15 protein-coding genes are annotated in these 17916 nt (G+C 60.9%); 6 read left to right on the top strand and 9 right to left on the bottom strand.

The window, feature by feature from the left end; all coding sequences use genetic code 11:
• Nucleotides 1-85: 85 nt before the first annotated feature.
• Entirely contained in the window at nt 86-2806 is a 2721-nt protein-coding gene (locus G6L97_RS02390; RefSeq protein ID WP_111783253.1) for a heavy metal translocating P-type ATPase, read from the top strand.
• Nucleotides 2807-2851: 45 nt separating this feature from the next.
• On the opposite strand, the gene G6L97_RS02385 is transcribed toward G6L97_RS02390, so the two are convergent.
• The 4 genes from G6L97_RS02385 to G6L97_RS02370 all read right to left on the bottom strand — a co-directional run bounded on the left by G6L97_RS02385 (nt 2852) and on the right by G6L97_RS02370 (nt 8480).
• Entirely contained in the window at nt 2852-3817 is a 966-nt protein-coding gene (locus tag G6L97_RS02385) for an alpha/beta hydrolase family protein (RefSeq protein WP_111783254.1), read from the bottom strand.
• Between the two features lie 260 nt (nt 3818-4077).
• The gene (locus tag G6L97_RS02380; RefSeq protein ID WP_003511896.1) at nt 4078-5703 is read right to left on the bottom strand and encodes a cisplatin damage response ATP-dependent DNA ligase; all 1626 of its coding nucleotides are present in this window, start codon (nt 5701-5703) and stop codon (nt 4078-4080) included.
• 1 nt (nt 5704) lies between these two features.
• Nucleotides 5705-6721, bottom strand: a complete 1017-nt coding sequence (locus tag G6L97_RS02375) for a ligase-associated DNA damage response exonuclease (protein ID WP_174002671.1) — start codon at nt 6719-6721, stop codon at nt 5705-5707.
• Between the two features lie 226 nt (nt 6722-6947).
• Nucleotides 6948-8480, bottom strand: a complete 1533-nt coding sequence (locus G6L97_RS02370) for an MDR family MFS transporter (protein WP_162686621.1) — start codon at nt 8478-8480, stop codon at nt 6948-6950.
• A 141-nt stretch (nt 8481-8621) separates the two neighbouring features.
• On the opposite strand from G6L97_RS02370, the gene G6L97_RS02365 reads away from it, so the two are divergent.
• Together G6L97_RS02365 and G6L97_RS02360 are read left to right on the top strand one after the other, a co-directional pair.
• The gene (locus G6L97_RS02365) at nt 8622-9137 is read left to right on the top strand and encodes a MarR family winged helix-turn-helix transcriptional regulator (RefSeq protein ID WP_003511890.1); all 516 of its coding nucleotides are present in this window, start codon (nt 8622-8624) and stop codon (nt 9135-9137) included.
• 81 nt (nt 9138-9218) lie between these two features.
• Nucleotides 9219-9878, top strand: a complete 660-nt coding sequence (locus G6L97_RS02360) for a glutathione S-transferase family protein (protein ID WP_003511889.1) — start codon at nt 9219-9221, stop codon at nt 9876-9878.
• A 99-nt stretch (nt 9879-9977) separates the two neighbouring features.
• Here G6L97_RS02360 and G6L97_RS02355 read toward each other — a convergent pair whose 3' ends face one another.
• Nucleotides 9978-10598: a glutathione S-transferase family protein gene (locus tag G6L97_RS02355; RefSeq protein WP_013635651.1), complete on the bottom strand. Its 621-nt coding sequence runs from the start codon at nt 10596-10598 to the stop codon at nt 9978-9980.
• A 226-nt stretch (nt 10599-10824) separates the two neighbouring features.
• On the bottom strand, nt 10825-11817 hold the full coding sequence (locus tag G6L97_RS02350; RefSeq protein WP_065702701.1) for an asparaginase: 993 nt from the start codon (nt 11815-11817) through the stop codon (nt 10825-10827).
• 73 nt (nt 11818-11890) lie between these two features.
• Here G6L97_RS02350 and G6L97_RS02345 point away from each other — a divergent pair, with 73 nt between their 5' ends.
• Nucleotides 11891-12643, top strand: coding sequence for a DUF3750 domain-containing protein (locus tag G6L97_RS02345; protein WP_003511884.1), 753 nt, complete (start codon nt 11891-11893; stop codon nt 12641-12643).
• A 7-nt stretch (nt 12644-12650) separates the two neighbouring features.
• Here G6L97_RS02345 and G6L97_RS02340 read toward each other — a convergent pair whose 3' ends face one another.
• Nucleotides 12651-13994, bottom strand: a complete 1344-nt coding sequence (locus G6L97_RS02340; protein ID WP_065702702.1) for a chloride channel protein — start codon at nt 13992-13994, stop codon at nt 12651-12653.
• 146 nt (nt 13995-14140) lie between these two features.
• Here G6L97_RS02340 and G6L97_RS02335 point away from each other — a divergent pair, with 146 nt between their 5' ends.
• Together G6L97_RS02335 and G6L97_RS02330 are read left to right on the top strand one after the other, a co-directional pair.
• Complete coding sequence (locus G6L97_RS02335; protein ID WP_111783255.1) at nt 14141-14413, top strand: YlcI/YnfO family protein; 273 nt, start codon at nt 14141-14143, stop codon at nt 14411-14413.
• The gene (locus G6L97_RS02330) at nt 14410-14709 is read left to right on the top strand and encodes a type II toxin-antitoxin system RelE/ParE family toxin (protein ID WP_065661272.1); all 300 of its coding nucleotides are present in this window, start codon (nt 14410-14412) and stop codon (nt 14707-14709) included. Before G6L97_RS02335 ends, G6L97_RS02330 begins: the two co-directional genes overlap by 4 nt.
• 3 nt (nt 14710-14712) lie before the next feature.
• On the opposite strand, the gene betA is transcribed toward G6L97_RS02330, so the two are convergent.
• Nucleotides 14713-16362 carry a choline dehydrogenase gene (betA, locus tag G6L97_RS02325; RefSeq protein ID WP_111783256.1) on the bottom strand — a complete coding sequence of 550 codons (1650 nt, stop codon included), beginning with the start codon at nt 16360-16362 and terminating at the stop codon, nt 14713-14715.
• Between the two features lie 71 nt (nt 16363-16433).
• Complete coding sequence (betB, locus tag G6L97_RS02320; RefSeq protein WP_111783257.1) at nt 16434-17915, bottom strand: betaine-aldehyde dehydrogenase; 1482 nt, start codon at nt 17913-17915, stop codon at nt 16434-16436.
• Nucleotide 17916: the final 1 nt, after the last annotated feature.

Below are 17916 nucleotides of genomic sequence, written 5' to 3'. Positions count from 1 at the left end.
ATCGGAAAAGCGCATTTTTGCCCTTGAACCTCTAGTTGCTAGAGGTGCCAGATTGGCTGTCGAGTGGAATTCAGGAGCTAGAACCATGAATATTTCGACACGCGGCAGTTTGAACGGGGAATCAGGAGACCTGACCTTCACGGTCGGCGGCATGGATTGCGGCAGCTGTGCGGCGAAGATCGAAACGGCGCTCTCCCGCCTGCCCGGCGTTGCCGACGTCAAGGTCTCCGTTGCGCGCGAAAGGCTGAACCTTTCGCTGGCGGAAGACAAAACGTCGGTCGCAAAAATCGAGGATACGCTGCGCAAACTTGGCTTCAAGCCCGCTTTGCTGCCGCAGGACAAGGCTCCGCGCGAAAAGATTGCGGCGGAACATCACGATCATGGGCATGATCATGACCATTCATCGTGCGGTGGTCATCACCATGCGGAAGCAGCACCGAGCATCGAGCAGAACAATGCCCTGACCTTCTCTGTCGGCGGCATGGATTGCGGCAGCTGCGCGGCCAAGATCGAAACCGCGCTCTCGCGTCTGCCCGGTGTTGCCGACGTCAAGGTATCCGTTGCGCGCGAAAGGCTGAACCTTTCTCTGGCAAACAACAAAACCCCGGTCGACAAGATCGAGGACACGCTGCGCAAGCTCGGCTTCAAGCCTGCCTTGCTGCCGCAGGAAAAAACCGCACTCGGCAAGGTCGAAGAACATAATCACGATCATGCGGACGACCATGACCATGGATCATGCGGCGGTCATCACGGCCATGATCACGATCACAAACATGATCATTCAGGCCACGACCATTCGAGCCATGACCACGCCGACCACGACCATTCAAGCTGCGGCGGCCACCATCATGACGATGCGAAGCACGCGCATAGCCACGGGAGCGTTGAAACCGTCGCGCAGAGCGCCGACATAGGCCACGCCCATGGCGCGGATGAAAAAGGCGTGTGGTGGCGCACGGCCAAGGCGCGCAACACCTTCACCGGCACCATTCTCGTGGCCGTTGCCTATGCGGCGGAGCTTGGCTTCCCGGCATGGGGCAGTTACGCCTTCATCGTCGCAACGCTGGTCACGCTGTTTCCCATTGCGCGCAACGCCTTCAACGCCGCGCGTTTTGGCGCGATCTTCACCATCGAGATGCTGATGACGATTGCCGCCATCGGCGCCATCATCATTGGCGAGGCGGAAGAAGCGGCGATCGTCGTTCTGCTGTTCTCCGTTGGCGAGTTGCTGGAAGGCTTTGCCGCCGCACGTGCCCGCTCGGGCATCAAAGCTCTCGGTTCCCTGCTGCCAAAAACGGCACTGGTGGAAGAAAACGGTACGCTTCGGCAGGTGGCCGCCGATAAGGTTCGCATCGGACAGGTGGTCGTGGCGCGTCCGGGCGACCGCATTGCAGCCGATGGCGTGGTGATGGAAGGCGAATCCAGCGTCGACGAATCGCCGATGACCGGCGAGAGCATTCCGGTCGCCAAGGAAAAAGGCGCACGCGTCTTTGCGGGTTCGATCAACCATGACGGTTCGCTGCGCATTCGGGTCGACCGGGCGCCGGAAGACAACACCATTGCCCGCATCATCACGCTCGTTGAAGAAGCACAGGACGCCCGCGCCCCGACCGAGCGCTTTATCCAGAACTTCTCGCGTTATTACATGCCGCTGATCGTCGCGATTTCCGCACTTACCATCGTCGTGCCGCCGCTTGTGGGCGTTGGCGATTGGGACACCTGGATTTATCGCGGTCTCGCCCTGCTGCTGATCGGTTGCCCCTGCGCACTCGTCATTTCCGTTCCGGCTGCCATCGCCTCCAGCCTTTCGGCTGCGGCACGGCACGGTATGCTGGTGAAGGGCGGTGCGGTTATCGAGATGCTGGCACGCACCGAAACCGTGGCCTTCGACAAGACCGGCACGCTGACGCTCGGCGAACCTGTCGTGACGGATGTGGTGGCTCTTGACGGCAACGAGGCCGGGCTGATCGCGCAAGCCGCAACCATCGAGAACGAGTCCAGCCATCCGCTTGCCAGAGCCATCGTCAACCATGCCAACAAGGCAGGCGTAACTCCCCTGCCCGGCTCGGAGATCAAGGCGATTTCCGGTCGTGGCATGCAAGGCACCGTCGGCGGCAAGCGCCTGTTCATCGGCGCGCCGCGTTTTGCAACCGAAGTCGGGACCGTATCGACGGAACTTGCAGAGCGCATTTCCGCACTGGAAAGCGAAGGCAAGACCGTGGCCGTCGTCATGGCCGAGGGTGCGGCAAGCGGTCTCTTCGCCATGCGCGACGAACCGCGCAAGGATGCGGCAGAAGGCATCAAGGCACTGAAGGAGATGGGTATTTCCTCGCTTATGCTGTCTGGCGACAATGCCCGCACGGCAAAGGCAATCGGCAACAAGCTGGGACTTGAAGCGCGCGGCGAACTCCTGCCGCAGAACAAGGTCGAGGAAATCCGCAAGCTTGCCCAGAAGAAAACCGTGGTGATGGTGGGCGACGGCATCAACGATGCGCCCGCCCTCGCGGCTGCAAGCGTCGGTGTCGCCATCGGCTCAGGCACGGATGTGGCGATGGAAGCGGCGGATGCAGCGCTGATGCGCAACAATGTCGGCGATGCTGCCCGCCTGATCGGCCTATCGCGCGCCACCATGCGCAATATCCACCAGAACGTAACGATCGCGCTCGGCCTGAAGGCGGTATTCCTGGTGACAACGGTTACCGGCCTCTCCGGCCTGTGGCTCGCTGTCTTCGCCGACACCGGCGCTACGGTTCTCGTCACCGCCAATGCCATGCGGCTGCTCGGCTACTTCAAGAAGAGCGCCTGACTTTACGAGATGGCCGAAAGCTGCAACGCGGTTTTCGGCCCTTTTTTATGCAAATTCGTTGAAAAAGCGGATGCTTTCCGTCACGGCGCCCGGCACCACGCCATTGTGTGTGCCGGGCAGCAGTTTTTTGTCGACCTTGAATCCCGAATACACGGCGCGATCGACGAAAAGCTGGTGATCGGCGTCGAACGGGCGCTCCTCCGTGCCGCGCAGCAAAAGCGCCGGGCATTTGAGGCTGGGGCCGAAACAGACCGAAGAGCGCATGATGAATTCCCGCTCGTCGGTTTCGTCGAAACAGAGTTCGTCCGAATAGCGGTTGAAGTAACGCCATGAATTGACGCCCGCCGAAATCGGCGCGGCAGCACGGAATTTGCGGCTCATGACGGCCAAAAGCGTTAGCGTGCCGCCATTGGAATGCCCGGCAATGAAGAAGCGTTTCCTGTCGATACCGGGCAGGCTTTCCAGATAGGTCGCCGCCGCCAGCGCATCCGCTGTTTCGTCGTAGAAACCGGAATAATTGCCGTTCTGGCCGTTTTCGCCCCGGAAGGACGGCAAAAGCACCACGAAACCCGCCTCCCAATAGGGCTTCATCATCGCCCAATGGCCGTCACCGGTGGCGTTGCCTCCGTGCAGGAAAAGCACCGCGGGTTTGAGTACCGTCGAGGGCTGATAATGGGAAAGCCAGGCCACAAGTTCGATGGAACCATCCGGCCCGCCACGATAGGTGACCCGTTCCGCGCCCGGCGGTGTGCCGAGCGGCGATGATTTTTCCGGAGCGGACATTTTGCGCAGCAAATGGGTATGGAACCGTTTACGCGCCTCGCCGTAATCCTGCTTTTCCAGCGGCAGCACCTCGGGCGTGGGAATGCCCGCTTTCGCACCTGCGGGCAGAAGTGCCGCTGCTGACAGGCCCATGGCACCCACAAGCAGATTGCGCCGCGTCAGGCTCCTTAAGGTCGCGCCGCTTTCTTCCTGTCCGAATGCTGAGGAGAGAAAGCGTTTATCTGGCATATGCGCACCTGAGTGATCAAAACATTAGAAGCAGTTCAGCACTGCGGCGAGAGGCTGTCCAATCACGGATTCGCGAATGACAACAATGTATTCGCAGCCATCATGGCATTTTCTGGACAAAACATTCCCTTACTCCTGGGCTTGTCACAGGAATCCAGTCGACGCGCATCGGCGCGGCGGGAAGAGTCCCATCAGCCCAACGACTTGGGCTGGCTGGATCCCTGTGACAAGCACAGGGATGAGGGAGACAGCGGAGACCCCTACCCATCAACGCCATCGATCATCGCCACAAGCGTCGCCAGGCGATCCGCCTCCGCCGGGAGTTTGTCAGCGCGAAGCCTCGCAATGCGCGGAAACCGCATGGCAACGCCGGATTTGTGGCGGTTGGAACGGTTGATGCCCTCGAAAGCCACCTCCAGCACGAAACCGAAATCCGGCGTGGCGCGCACCGCGCGCACGGGCCCGAAACGCTCGACGGTATTGTCGCGCACGAACTTGTCCAGCACTTCAAGCTCCGCATCGGTAAAACCGAAATAGGCCTTGCCAACCGGCACCAGCTGTTCACCATCCTCCCCTTCCGCCCATACGCCGAAGGTGAAATCGGAATAATAACTCGAGCGTTTGCCATGGCCGCGCTGCGCATACATCATGACAGCATCGATATTGTAGGGATCGCGTTTCCACTTGAACCACGGTCCCTTGGCCCGGCCGGCCTGGTAGGCGCTGTCGCGGCGCTTGATCATGACGCCTTCGATCACCGGATCGGGCGGCGCGGCGCGCAGCGTATTCAGCTCGTCCCATGTTGAAAAACCGATGAGCGGAGACAGGTCGAAGCGGTCATGCGGGGCATGTTCGATGATATCCGACAGGCGGCCACGGCGTTCTAGATAGGTCTGCGCGCGAATGTCGCTCTCACCATCGAACAGCAGGTCATAGGCGCGGATGAAGGCCGGATAGTCATCCTGCATCTTGGCCGTCACCGTCTTGCGGTTCAGCCGTTGTTGAAGGTCGGAAAAGGTGCGCGTGAGATTGTTGGAGCGCGCCGTGCCACCAATCAGCAATTCACCATCCATCACGCCTTCGAAATCGATGGCATCGAGCACGTCGGGAAATGCGCCGGAAATATCGTCGCCGGAGCGGGAGTAGAGTTTGCGCGTCTCGCCTGCGCGGGAAAGCTGCACACGGATGCCGTCCCATTTCCACTCAGCCGCATAATCGGCAGGGTCCAGACCATCGAGATCGCCGTCTGCAACCGGGGTGGCCAGCATTACCGAGTGAAAGATGGCGGGCGTTGCCAGAACCGGCCGCTCGGACTTGCCCTCCAGCCAGGCGAAAAGCGTCGTGTAAGGCGGCGTCAGACCGTGCCAGAGGGTTTCGATTTCGATGATGTCCTTATCCGCGAAATCCGCCAGTGCCTGCCGCGCCAGCCGCGCCGAAACGCCGATGCGAAGGCTGCCGGTTGCGAGTTTCAGGAAGGCGAAACGCGAGGAGGTATCGAGCCGGTCGAGCAGATCGCGCACCGCTCCGCGCACTTCGGTGCGGCCGAGCGAATTCATCAGCGTCACGACTTCGCCAAGACGGGGATCCTGCGCCTCGGAATCATCCAGACCGCCGATATTGCCCCAGACCAGCGAGATGGTCTCGGCCAGGTCGCCGACATAATCGTATGAATAGCGGAACAGCACCTCGTCCATGCGCTCCAGCACCAGCTCGCGCAGCATTGCGGGCTTGACGCTTTTGAGGTCCAGCGTGCCGGCAATCGCCGCCAGCCCATACCCCCGGTCTGGGTCAGGCGTATCGCGGAAATAATCGGTCAAAAGCTTCAGCTTGCCGTTGCGCGATGGGGTGAGGACAAGTCGGTCGAGAAGGGTGGCGAAGGCTTTCATCTCAATCCCCCTCGTCTTCGTAACCGACAAGATGCAGCGGTTTGGCAGCAATGCCCTGCAATTCGCACCAGCGCACCAGCGCCTCCTCGCGACCATGCGTGACCCAGACGGCCTGCGGGCCAATTTCCTTGATGGTTTCCAGCAGTTCCGGCCAGTCGCAGTGGTCGGAGATGACCAAAGGCAGCTCCACGCCGCCCTTTTTCGCTCGCTGTCGGACCATCATCCAGCCGGACGCGAATGCGATCAGCGGCTCGTTGAAACGGCGCGCCCAGCGCTCCTGAAATGCAGAGGGCGGGCCTACGACGATCGCGCCCTTGAAGATGGCGGGATCGCTTTTTTCAAGCGTCGCGGGGCGCAGCTCACCGAGATCGATGCCTTGCGACACGTAATAATCGCAAAGCCGCGCCAGCGCGCCGTGGATATAGATGGGATCGGCATAACCATTGTCGCGCAGGAGCCTGATAACGCGCTGCGCCTTGCCGAGCGAATAGGCGCCGACCAGATGGGTGCGCTCGGGAAACTGCTTGATGGAGGTGAGCAGCTTGCCGATTTCCACCCGCGGCAGCGGGTGGTGAAATACCGGCAAGCCGAAGGTGGCCTCGGTGATGAAGACATCACACGGCACCGTTTCGAAGGGTGTACAGGTGGGATCGATACCGCGCTTGTAATCGCCGGAGGCAACGATGCGCATGCCATTCATTTCCACGGAGATCTGCGCCGAACCCAGCACATGGCCCGCCGGGTGGAAACCGACGGTCACGCCGTTTACCTCCACCGTCTCCCCGAATGCGACCGCCTGCTCGCTGCCGCAGAAGTCCTCGCCGTAACGGATGCGCATGATATCGAGCGTCTGGCGTGTGGCCAGCACCGCCCCGTGGCCGGCGCGGGCGTGATCGGAATGGCCGTGGGTTATCAACGCGCGCGCCACCGGCCGCACCGGGTCGATATAAAAATCGCCCGGCGGGCAATAAAGACCCTTGGGCGTGGAGTTCAGGAGCTGTTCCGGCTTCATATTCATTGAGATAGGGCCGCCCGCGCGAATTTAAAGTGCTGCGAGCATAACGCGGAACGGGCGTTAAATTTCCAGGGGTGCAGTTTTGTTTTCGCGCTCAGAGGTCGCGGGTATATTGGAAAGGCCCGGAACCATCCCTCATCCTTGTGCTTCTCACAGGGATGAGGGAAGAGCAAGTTGCCGGAGGAAGGCGCAGCTCGAGTTCACCGCGCCTTATAAGGACAGCCGCCCCCTACTCCCCCGCACTTTCCGCCGGCTTGGCCGCCTGTACTGCGGCTGGCAACCGGACCGGTTTCAGCATCAGTGCTGCGGCAAGGCCGATGGCGGCGGTTGCGGCGGCTGCGAAGAACAGCGGCGTGAAGGCATCCGAATAGAGCGAGGCAACGGCTGCCTGCGATGCCGCGGGCAGTTCGGAGAGCATCTTCGGCGTCAATTCCTCAATCCTTCCGACACCCGGAATGGTCACGTCAACGCCCTTGAGGCTGGAGGTGACGATCGCGCCATAGACCGAGATGGCGATTGCTGCGCCGCCCATGCGGGTGAGCGTCACCGCGCCGCTTGCGGCACCGATATCGGCCTTCGGCGCGGAATTCTGCACGCCGATAATCGGTGCCTGCTGACCGAGGCCGACGGCGAAACCCTGCGCCAGCATGAGAATCGCAATCAGCCAAAGCGGCGTTCCCGCATGCATCTGCGTGAAGAGCAGCATGGCGATGACATTGATAGTGAGCCCGGCCACCGAAAACGGCTTATAGACGCCGGTGATCGAGATCAACCGCCCGGCCGACAGGGAACCCATGACGATGCCGCCGGTGACGGCGATGAAGAACAGGCCGGCATGGGATGGGGAAAGCCCCGTCGTGGTCTGCAGGAACAGCGCGTAATAATTGACCATGCCGATGCCAATGCCGCCGCTGGTCAATGAAACGATCATCAACAGCGGAAAGGTGCTGTCCTTGAAGAGCCTGAGCGGCACCACGGGTTCCGGCGCGCGACGTTCCACCTGCACCCAGAGGAATGCGGCGATGACGGCGAAAGCGATAATACCGAGGCTGGGACCTGCAATAAGCGAACCGAACAATTCGCTGCTGTCGGCCCAGAAGACGACGCTTGCGATCGTCGCTGCCAGCAGGACGGCGCCGAGATAGTCGATCTTCGGCTGACGCGCGGGACGGCGGTAGGGCAGCAGGAAAATCAGGCCGGTGATGACGATAAGCCCGAGTGGCAGGTTGATGAGGAAGATCGACCGCCAGCCGAACAGATCGCTCATCGTGCCGCCGAGAATAGGCCCGACGCTGCCGGACGCCATGATGGTGAGGCTGGAATAGCTCTGGTAACGGGCTCTTTCACGCGGTTCGAACAGATCCGCATTGACGGAGAAGATCGACACCATGATGCCGCCGCCGCCAAGGCCCTGAAGCACGCGGGCCGCGATCAGGCTATCCATTGACCAGGCCAGCCCGCAGGCGAGCGAGCCGAGTGTGAAGATTATAACCGCCGCGATCATCACGTATTTTCGCCCGAACAGGTCTCCGAGCTTGCCATAAACAGGCATGACCGCGCTGCTGGCCAGAAGATAGGCCGAACCGATCCAGCCGAAACGCTCCAGTGCGCCGAACTCGCCGACGATGGTGGGCAGCGCTGTCGAGACGATCTGGTTGTCGAGGGTAGCCATGAACATGGCCAACATCAGAAACAGGAAAACGATGAGCCTACGCCGGTGATCCGACACAAGCGGCGCCACGGGGGCAACGGACATATCCATGAAAAATCTCGTTGAGTTTCGGCAATTTTGCTGCGACAATTTGTGTGCTATTAGCATATATATGTCAATGGCAAGTTTTTGACATCCATGATATTGGCGCTAAATGTGATCGCAAATCGGGATTGAAAGGAACGGCTGAGCGTGTCGACTGAGGAAGACTGGAACGAGGATCTGCCCGAAGACATCAAGCGCATCGGCAATACGATGACGCGTATGCGCATCATGATCGGACGGCGCATCATCGGGCGCATGGCGCTTGCCAAGGTGGCTCCGGGTCTGGAACTCTCCCATATCGACGTTCTCGATATATTGCGCCGCGCGGACGGTGATGTCACCGTTGGTGCGATTGCCGAGGGCATGCGCATCGACCCCTCGCGCGGCAGCCGGGTGGTGGCGGATATGGTCGGGCGCGGCCTGTTGAAACGCGGCGTCTCGCAGGAGGATGCCCGCCGCAGCATCGTTGAGATCACACCACTTGGCACCAGTCTGCTTCAGGAAATGCGCCGGACCAAGATGAGCGTCATCCAGGATGTGATGGATGGATGGCCGGAGGAAGATGTCGAGACATTCGCGCGGCTTTTCGATCGGTTCATCGACCGTTTCGAGGCCCGGCTGTCACCGGATACAGACCTCCTGACGGATCAGAAAAAATCATAGTTGACCCTGACATCCACAACTTCACTTTAAAAGGACGAGACCTTAACGTGCCGCCATCGAAAAGGTAAAAGGGTGACTTCGATGTTGACGATCTATGGTGTCTACCGTTCCCGCGCCACGCGCACGCTCTGGCTTGCCGGGGAACTGGGCATGGAATTCAAGCACGTGCCTGTCGTGCAGGCCCGCCGCGTTGCCGATCCCCTGGCCGCAGACGCGCCGCTCAACACGCTGTCCCCCGCGTTTCTGGCCATCAATCCGATGGGCACCATCCCCTGCATCGAAGATGACGGCATGGTGCTTTATGAATCCATGGCCATCAACCTTTATCTCGTCCGCAAATATGGCGGACCGCTCGCACCGGTCGACCTGAAGGAAGATGCGGCGATGCTGCAATGGTCGTTCTTTGCCGCGACCGAAATCGAGACCAATTCGCTGAAGATTTCCTCCGCCATCGCCGAAGGGCTTTCGGAAAGCGATGCCGGCAAAGCGGTGATCGATGTCGCCGCGCGTCTTTTGAGGCGGCCCTTCCGGGTGCTGGAGCAACATCTTGCCAGCCACGATTATCTGGTAGGCGACCGTTTCACCGTCGCCGATCTCAACGTGGCGGAAATCGTCCGTTACGCGCAGGGCCACCAGCCGCTGTTTGACGCCCATCCGGCGCTGAAAGCCTGGCTGGAGCGCTGCCAGGCCCGCACGGCATTCAAGTCCATGTGGGACAGCCGGGCCGCCGAGGCGGCGTGAACGAAGGCACTAGCTAGGGGATAGTTGGCAGACCTCTCTTCGCACTCGACGTCATCCTCGGGACAAGCCCGAGGACGACGAAGCAAGCTTTTTAGCACATCACCCCTTCTCACCCGCCAGCGCCCGCTGCACGGCCGGGCGCTCGTTCATGCGCCTGAAGTGATCATGCACCTTCGGGAAGCGGGCGATATCCACGCCGTCGCTTTCCAGCCAGCCGGACATGACGAATAGATAGGGATCGGCGACCGAATAGGCGGTGCCCAAGACCCACGGGCCGTGCAGCATGCCGTGCTCGATCAGTTCGAAACAATCGGTCATGGTCTGCGGCACCTTCGCTTTCATATCCGCCAGGGAACTATCCTCGCTCGCCCAGCGGCTGCCGCGCCGGCCATGCGCATGGGCGACATGCACCGTGGAGGAAATGAAGGCGTTGAAGGCTTGCATCAGGGCGAATTCGAAGGGATCGTCGAGTGGGGCGAGTTTCTTCTCCGGAGCCATCTGCGCAATGAAGGCGAGGATGGCAGGCGTTTCCGTCAGCACCCCGCTTGCCGTTGCCAGCGCTGGCACGCGGCCTTTCGGGTTGATCTTCAGGAATGCCTCGGAGCGCTGCTCGCCCTCGGCGAAGTTGACGCGATGGGCCGTGTAAGGCAGGCCGGATTCCTCAAGCACGATATGGCTGGCGCGGGAGCAGGAACCGGGGGAGAAAAACAGTGTGAACATGGATATGCAACCTCCAGGGCAATGAGGGGCGCCCACCTCCTCGCGTGCAGACGCCAGCCCCTGCGGCGGCGATCTGGCAGACCATCACATGCAAGGGCAATCCATCATCCTGCCGGCAGCGGGCCGCGTCAAAGGTTATTTCTGAAGCGTGTCGCGTTTAACCGAAGGCATACCGCGCGCCTTATTTTTTGTCTTAAGCCGCTGCGCAGTTTTACAGGAGATGCCTCTAGAGGCCGACAACCCGGATATGGCCGACATGGATGCCGTTCCAGTTGCGCATCTGCCGGTTTGCCATGGCAAGCAGCGCCTCGTTCTCGGCGCCATCGAAATATTTCGCCAGCATTGCGGCAATCATCGCTTCGGCCGCACGCGTCGTGCCGTCTTCGCATTTCACCGCCATGGCGATGCCCTTTTCCGGCAGTGCGGCCACGAACACGCCTTCTGCTCCGGTCTTGGCGAAAATCCTGCCCGGCGCGATCTGCATCAGCCTGGTGCAGGTGCGGCCGGTGCCCGCCACGTAAAAGGGTTCCGCCATGCAGGCGTCAAAGAGCCGGCGAGAGGCTTGCGCGCGCCCGGCCTCCAGCCCCCTGCCCGTCGCCATCTTGGCAAAACCATGCGCCAGACCCTTGAGCGGCACGGCATAAGTGGGGATCGAGCAACCGTCCACGCCGCAATTGTCATGGCCAAGCGTCGCACCCGTCAGGCTTTCCATCGTCGCGCGGATTTCCCGCTGCAGGGGGTGGTCGTAACCGACATAGCCCTTGGGGTCGGTGCCTGTGTGACAGCAGGCGCAGATGAAGCCGGAGTGCTTGCCGGAGCAGTTATTGTGAAGCGCCGTCGGCTTTTCCCGCGTGCGGGCCTGATGGATGATGGTCTTCTGGTCGGAAGACCAGTGCGCGCCGCATTCGAGCGTATCCACATCCCTGCCCGCCCTTGCGAGCATGGAGGCGGCGAGCGCCGCGTGTTCATCCTCGCCGGAATGGGAAGAGCAGGCAAGCGCCAGTTCGCGATTGCCGAAGCCATAGGCATCCGCCGCGCCGCTTTCCACCAGCGGCAGCGCCTGCATGGCCTTGCAGGCAGAACGCGGGAAAACGCCACGCTCGACATCACCAGCTGAAAACACGACGCCACCATCGCCATCCACCACCACTGCAAGACCCTGGTGGCGGCTTTCGACCAGACTGCCCCTGAGGACTTCGACGGTAACGGAATTGTTCATTTTTGCGGCCTCAAAAAGTTCTGATTTTATGTCGTTGATAGCGCAATTGATTTTTCGATGCACGAGGCTATCAGTGAAATTTGCAAAACGTCTGCTGCTGGCGATTGCCATCATCTATCTGCTGCCAGCTCTGGCATCGGCGGGGTTGTGGGCCATGAGGGATCACCCGCAGGGCTGGCGTGACGCGCGCTGGTCTTCTTCCGGCACCCTGCCGCAAGCAGGTGCCGACCGGCAGGCGGCGGTTTACGTTTTTTCCGCCATGACCGGTGGCTTTAAAGGCTCCGTCGCCAGCCATGCCTGGATCGTGCTGAAAAAGCCGGGCGCGACGGCCTACGATCGCTACGACAAGGTGGGCTGGGGAATGCCGATACGCCACAATGGCTATCCGGCGGATGCCTATTGGTATTCCAACACGCCGCGTCAGGTGGTGGCCATTCATGGGGCGGCAGCGGAAAAACTGATCCCGAAGATCGAACAGGCGATTGCCGACTATCCCTATGGCAAACCGGGCGGCTATCGTATCTATCCCGGTCCCAACTCCAACACTTTCGTTGCCCATGTGCTGCGCAGCGTGCCGGAGCTCGGTGTGGTTCTGCCATCAGACGCGGTGGGCCGCGACTATCTGCCCAACGGCGCGTTTTACCACGTCGCCGACGACTGGAAGGATGCGAGCCTCTCGCTTGGCGGGTTGTTCGGTATTTCGGCCGGCGCACGCAGTGGCTTCGAGGTCAATTTCCTCGGCCTGGTCGCGGGTTTCGATTTCAGCCGGCCCGGCGTGAAGATACCGGGACTTGGCTATTTCGGAGTGGCGGGTATCCGCGCGTAAAGTCGGGTCAGGTCTCAGCGGCGTGTGCTGCGCGTTTAGCGCGGATGCTCTGGGCAATAAAAACACGCGACAGGCCGTGATAGAGCGGCTCCCGGGAGAACAGCCGGGAGGTTAGATATCCCAGCATCGATGCCACCATGATGGGGATGACGCCGTCATGATTGCCGGTCATTTCGAGGATGATTACGAAAGCCGTCATGGGGGCCTGCACCACGCCCGCGAAATATCCCGCCATGCCGACAATGGCGCCAAGGCCGATGCTCGTACCCAGCAAAGTCGCCATCGTACTGCCAAAGCCCGCGCCCACGGACAGCGACGGCGCGAATATACCGCCCGGAATGCCCGACATCATCGCCAGAAACGTGGCCGCCAGCTTTTCGATGAAGAAGAAGGCCGGTGCGGCCTGGCCCTCGATTGCGGCGCGCGCCTGTTCGTAACCCGTTCCGAAGGTCGCGCCATCAGTTGCAATACCGATGACGGCGGAGGCAAGGCCGCAGGCGGCGGCAACCGCCAGCATCCGCCTTGACGGCATGGCCTGGGCGAAGCGCCGGATACGCGCGGACAGGCGCAGTGCGCCCGCGCTGAACAGCGCGCCGAACGCACCACCACCAATGCCGCAGACCAGCACGAGCAGCCAGTCCATCATGGTTTTCGCCATGACGGAACTGGTGCCAAAGTAAGTATAGCTGCCGACCAGCGCCAGCGAGGCAAGGCCGGACAGGATGACGGCGGTAAGGACGAGGCCGTTTGCCCGGGATTCGTAGGTCCTGCTCATTTCCTCGATGGCAAACACGATGCCGGCCAGCGGTGTGTTGAACGCTGCGGCAATACCCGCCGCTGATCCGGCAAGAATAAGACCCTTTGCCTGTGCCATGCCGCCCCAGCGCGCCGCCTGAAGCATGATCGAGGCCCCGACCTGCACGGTTGGCCCCTCTCTCCCGATTGACGCACCGGACAAAAGCCCGACGACCGTCAGCAAGACCTTGCCGAAAGCGAGTTTCAGCGACAGGAGCCGCGAACGATCCGCGTCGTCACGCAGGTGCCGCGCGGCGATGGCCTGGGGAATGCCGCTGCCGCCGGCATTGGGAAAAACCGTCAGCGCCAGCCAGGCGCACAGCGTGAAACCGAGCGGCGTCACGACAAGCGGCAGCAGAAACGCCCATTCGCCAGAAGATGTTGCCGAGAAGAAAAGATGCTGGGCGCGATCCGCCGCCCAGGCAAAACCGACGCTGATAAGGCCCACCGCAATCGCGCCGATCCAGAAAACCGCCCTCGGCTTCCACACCCGCCATGAACCCCACACAACACGGGAACGGCGGAGCATCTTCAGCTTTTTGTAGTCGACGGGCATGGGGATCCAGATCGGTGATTTCAGTTATTGTCGGGCGGGAGGCCCTTTTATCGGCCTGCCAGCCGGCGATTGCAAGTTTTGCATTTGACTCGTTGCGACAGATGGCAGAAGCTGCGCATCGCAAATGCAACGCATGGAGAGAAAAGATGAAAACCGCAACTTTGCCTTCGCTGCGTGTAACGGCGGATTTCCGCGAGGCGGCAGAAAGCGTTCTGAAAGACGGCGAGACGCTATCGTCATTTGTCGAGGATTCGGTCCGCAGGCAGGTGGAAATCCGCAAATCGCAGGCGGAATTCATTGCGCGCGGGCTGGCGTCGCTCGAACAAGCGGAGCGCACCGGTGTCTATTATAGCACCAACGATGTTCTTTCGATGATGCAAAGAAAACTCGATGCTGCGAAAGCCGCGAAACGGAAATGACATATCAGCTTCGTTATACCGAAGAAGCACTGGCGGATTTCGATCGCATCTATGATTTTCTGATCGCATACGACATCGATGTGGCCGAGAAGGCCATTCACGCCATAAGAGCAGGATTAGACATTCTCAGCGATTTTCCCTTCAGTTGCCGTAAGGCATCTTCTGAAAACGGGCTGATACGTGAACTCCTCGTGCCGTTCGGGTCATCCGGCTATATCGTGCTGTTCCGCATCGACGGCCCGGAAACAGTCACCATTGCCGCCGTTCGCCACCAGCGCGAGGACGATTACCATTGATCCTCACCGGTCGCTGACGGCCGCGCGCGGGTTTACCCACGGCTCCTGATTGGAGCGCGGCAGCGGGGTTTTGCCAAGGATGTGGTCCGCCGCCTTTTCGCCCGTCATGATCGACGGACCGTTCAGGTTGCCATAGGTCACGTGCGGGAAGATCGAGCTGTCGGCGACCCGCAGCCCCTCCACGCCGATCACCCGGCATTCGGGATCAACGACCGCCATGGGGTCGTTCCTGTCGCCCATCAGGCAGGTGCCGCAGGGGTGATAGGCGCTTTCCAGATGTTCGCGCAGGAAGGCGTCGATCTGTTCGTCCGTCTCTACCTTTTCGCCCGGCTGGATTTCAGGCCCGCGAAAATCGTCGAAGGCTTTCTGGCCGAAAATCTCGCGCGTGAGGCGCACGCAATGGCGGAATTTTTCCCAGTCTTCCGGGTGGCTCATATAGTTGAAGCGGATGACCGGGTCGTCATGCGGATCGGCGGAACGCAGCGTGACATTGCCGCGCGACTTCGACAGGTTGTAGCCGACATGTGCCTGAAAACCATGGCTTTTCGCAGCAGCCTTGCCATCATAGGAGATGGCGACGGGCAGGAAATGGTACTGGATGTCAGGCTGTTTCAGGCCAGGCGCTGAACGCAGGAAGGCGCAGGCCTCGAACTGGTTGGAGGCCCCTAACCCGCCTTTCGACAGCAGCCATTGCGCGCCCGCGACCCCCTGCCAGAACCAGGGCAGCCAGGAGTAAAGCGACACCGGCTTGGTGGAGACCTGCTGGAAATAAAACTCCATATGGTCCTGAAGGTTTGCGCCGACACCCGGCCGATCCGCCTTAACCTCTATGCCCATGTCCTTCAGATGAGCGGCAGGCCCGATGCCCGAAAGCATCAGCAATTTCGGCGAATTGAAAGACGATGCCGAGACGATCACCTCACGATCGGCCCTGATGGTTTCCACCCCGCCCCTGCGCTCGATTTCGACGCCGACGGCACGGCCGTTCTCGATGTCGACCTTGCGGGCGAAGCCATTGACCAGCGTGACATTACCGCGCTTCAGCGCCGGCTTCAGGTAGGCATTGGCGGCGGACCAGCGGCGGCCATTATGGATGGTCTGCTCCATCAGGCCGAAACCTTCCTGTTTGGAGCCGTTATAGTCGTCTGTCAGCTCGAAGCCTGCCTGCGCACCAGCCTGAATGAAGGCGTGGAACAGCGGATTGCTGACCGGCCCGCGCTGAACATGCAGCGGCCCATCCGTGCCGCGCCACCCCTCTTCGCCGCCATGGCTGTGTTCCATGCGCTTGAAATAAGGCAGCACATCCGCATAGGCCCAACCATGCGCGCCCAGTTCCTCCCAGCGGTTGAAATCCTCGGCATGGCCGCGCACGTAAACAAGGCCGTTAATGGAGGACGAACCGCCGATGACCTTGCCGCGTGGGGCGGTGATGCGGCGATTGTCGAGGTTCGGTTCGGGTTCGGAGAGATAGCCCCAATTGTAGCGCTTCATGCTCATCGGCCAGGCGAGTGCGGCCGGCATCTGGATGAAAGGCCCGAAATCCGAGCCGCCAGCCTCAATGACAATCACCGAATAACGGCCGTCTTCCGACAGGCGATAGGCGATGGCGGAGCCTGCGGAACCGGAACCGACGATGACGTAATCTGCGTGCATGATTTGCTCTCTCTTCAATGAGCGTTGGTTCCGATTAACGGGCTGAGGGTGGGGTCCCCCCCCACCAAATCTCAATAAGGCGCGTCCACCTTCCCCGTGCTCACATAAACCGTCTTCAGCTCGCTATAATGATCCAGCGCCGCCGCCGAATTCTCGCGCCCGAAACCAGACTGCTTGGAGCCGCCGAATGGGATTTCCACCGGGCAGAGATTGTAGGTGTTGATCCACAGCGTGCCCGCCTCCAGCTGGTCGACCACGCGATGAGCGCGGGCCAGATCGGCGGTGAAGACGCCGCCGGCAAGGCCGAATTCGGTGGCGTTGGCGCGGGCGAGAACCTCATCCTCATCGTCGAAATCCAGCACGCACATGACCGGGCCGAAGATTTCCTCGCGCGCGATAGTCATGTCATCGGTCACATCTGCAAACACGGTCGGCTGCACATAGGCGCCCTCGCCTGCAACATTGTTGGGAATGCCGCCGCCGGTTACCAGCGTCGCACCCTCCGCCTTGCCCTTTTCGATATAGCCAAGCACCTTTTCCTGCTGGGCTTTGGAGACCAGCGGGCCGAGATGGGTGGCGTAATCCAGGGGGTCGCCGAGGATCATCGCCTCGGTGCGGCGCTTCAGGTTTTCGAGGAAGCGGTCCTTTGCCTTTTTCTGCACGAAAACGCGGGTACCGTTGGAGCAGACCTGACCGGAAGAATAGAAATTGCCGAGCATCGCACCGCCGACAGCGCTTTCGATATCGGCATCGTCAAACACGATCAGCGGCGATTTGCCACCGAGTTCCATCGTCACATGCTTGAGATGCCCGGCGGCGGCGGCCGCCACCTTGCGGCCGGTGGGCACCGAGCCGGTGAGCGAGACCTTGGCGACATCCGGGTGGTTGACCAGAAGCGGGCCGGTATCGCGATCACCCTGAATGACGTTGAACAGGCCCTTGGGCAGCCCTGCCTCGATCAGGATTTCGGCAATCTTCAGAGCGCCGAGCGGGGTGTTTTCCGAGGGCTTGAAGACCATGGCGTTGCCGGCAACGAGCGCCGGGGCCGCCTTCCAGCAGGCGATCTGCTGTGGATAGTTCCATGCGCCGATGCCGACACACACGCCGAGCGGCACGCGCTTGGTATAGGCGAAATCGCCGCCGAGCGGGATGTAGTTGCCGTTCAGCGCGGAAGGCGCGATACCGCCGAAAAATTCGAAGGCATCGGCACCCGAGGTCGGATCGGCGACGATGGTTTCCTGGATCGGCTTGCCGGTATCCAGCGTTTCGAGCGTGGAGAGCGCCTCGTTGCGTTCACGCATGATATCGGCGGCGCGTTTCAATATACGCCCGCGCGCCATGGGGCTCATCGCCGCCCATTCCTTCTGGGCGCGTTTGGCCGATGCAATGGCGCGCTCGACAATCGCGGGCGTTGCCGCATGCAGCTTTGCAATGACTTCGCCGGTGGCCGGAAAGACGCTTTCGAAAAGCGTGCCGGCATTGTCTTCGACATAGTCGCCATCAATGAAATGCGAGGCTTTGGGCTGCGCCCTGAGAGACGTCGCGATAGTCATG

The sequence above is a fragment of the Agrobacterium tumefaciens genome, assembly GCF_013318015.2.
GTDB lineage: Bacteria > Pseudomonadota > Alphaproteobacteria > Rhizobiales > Rhizobiaceae > Agrobacterium > Agrobacterium tumefaciens.
Note: the sequence above shows the minus strand (reverse complement) of the source record. Positions and strands in the feature narration are given on the sequence as shown.

Bases quoted from the DNA above. Each gene is read 5' to 3' on its own strand.
- G6L97_RS02390 (WP_111783253.1), top strand. From the start codon at position 86: ATGAATATTTCGACACGCGGCAGTTTGAACGGGGAATCAGGAGACCTG.
- G6L97_RS02385 (WP_111783254.1), bottom strand. From the start codon at position 3,817: ATGCCAGATAAACGCTTTCTCTCCTCAGCATTCGGACAGGAAGAAAGC.
- G6L97_RS02380 (WP_003511896.1), bottom strand. From the start codon at position 5,703: ATGAAAGCCTTCGCCACCCTTCTCGACCGACTTGTCCTCACCCCATCG.
- G6L97_RS02375 (WP_174002671.1), bottom strand. From the start codon at position 6,721: ATGAATATGAAGCCGGAACAGCTCCTGAACTCCACGCCCAAGGGTCTT.
- G6L97_RS02370 (WP_162686621.1), bottom strand. From the start codon at position 8,480: ATGGATATGTCCGTTGCCCCCGTGGCGCCGCTTGTGTCGGATCACCGG.
- G6L97_RS02360 (WP_003511889.1), top strand. From the start codon at position 9,219: ATGTTGACGATCTATGGTGTCTACCGTTCCCGCGCCACGCGCACGCTC.
- G6L97_RS02355 (WP_013635651.1), bottom strand. From the start codon at position 10,598: ATGTTCACACTGTTTTTCTCCCCCGGTTCCTGCTCCCGCGCCAGCCAT.
- G6L97_RS02350 (WP_065702701.1), bottom strand. From the start codon at position 11,817: ATGAACAATTCCGTTACCGTCGAAGTCCTCAGGGGCAGTCTGGTCGAA.
- G6L97_RS02340 (WP_065702702.1), bottom strand. From the start codon at position 13,994: ATGCCCGTCGACTACAAAAAGCTGAAGATGCTCCGCCGTTCCCGTGTT.
- G6L97_RS02335 (WP_111783255.1), top strand. From the start codon at position 14,141: ATGAAAACCGCAACTTTGCCTTCGCTGCGTGTAACGGCGGATTTCCGC.
- G6L97_RS02330 (WP_065661272.1), top strand. From the start codon at position 14,410: ATGACATATCAGCTTCGTTATACCGAAGAAGCACTGGCGGATTTCGAT.
- betA (WP_111783256.1), bottom strand. From the start codon at position 16,362: ATGCACGCAGATTACGTCATCGTCGGTTCCGGTTCCGCAGGCTCCGCC.
- betB (WP_111783257.1), bottom strand. From the start codon at position 17,915: ATGACTATCGCGACGTCTCTCAGGGCGCAGCCCAAAGCCTCGCATTTC.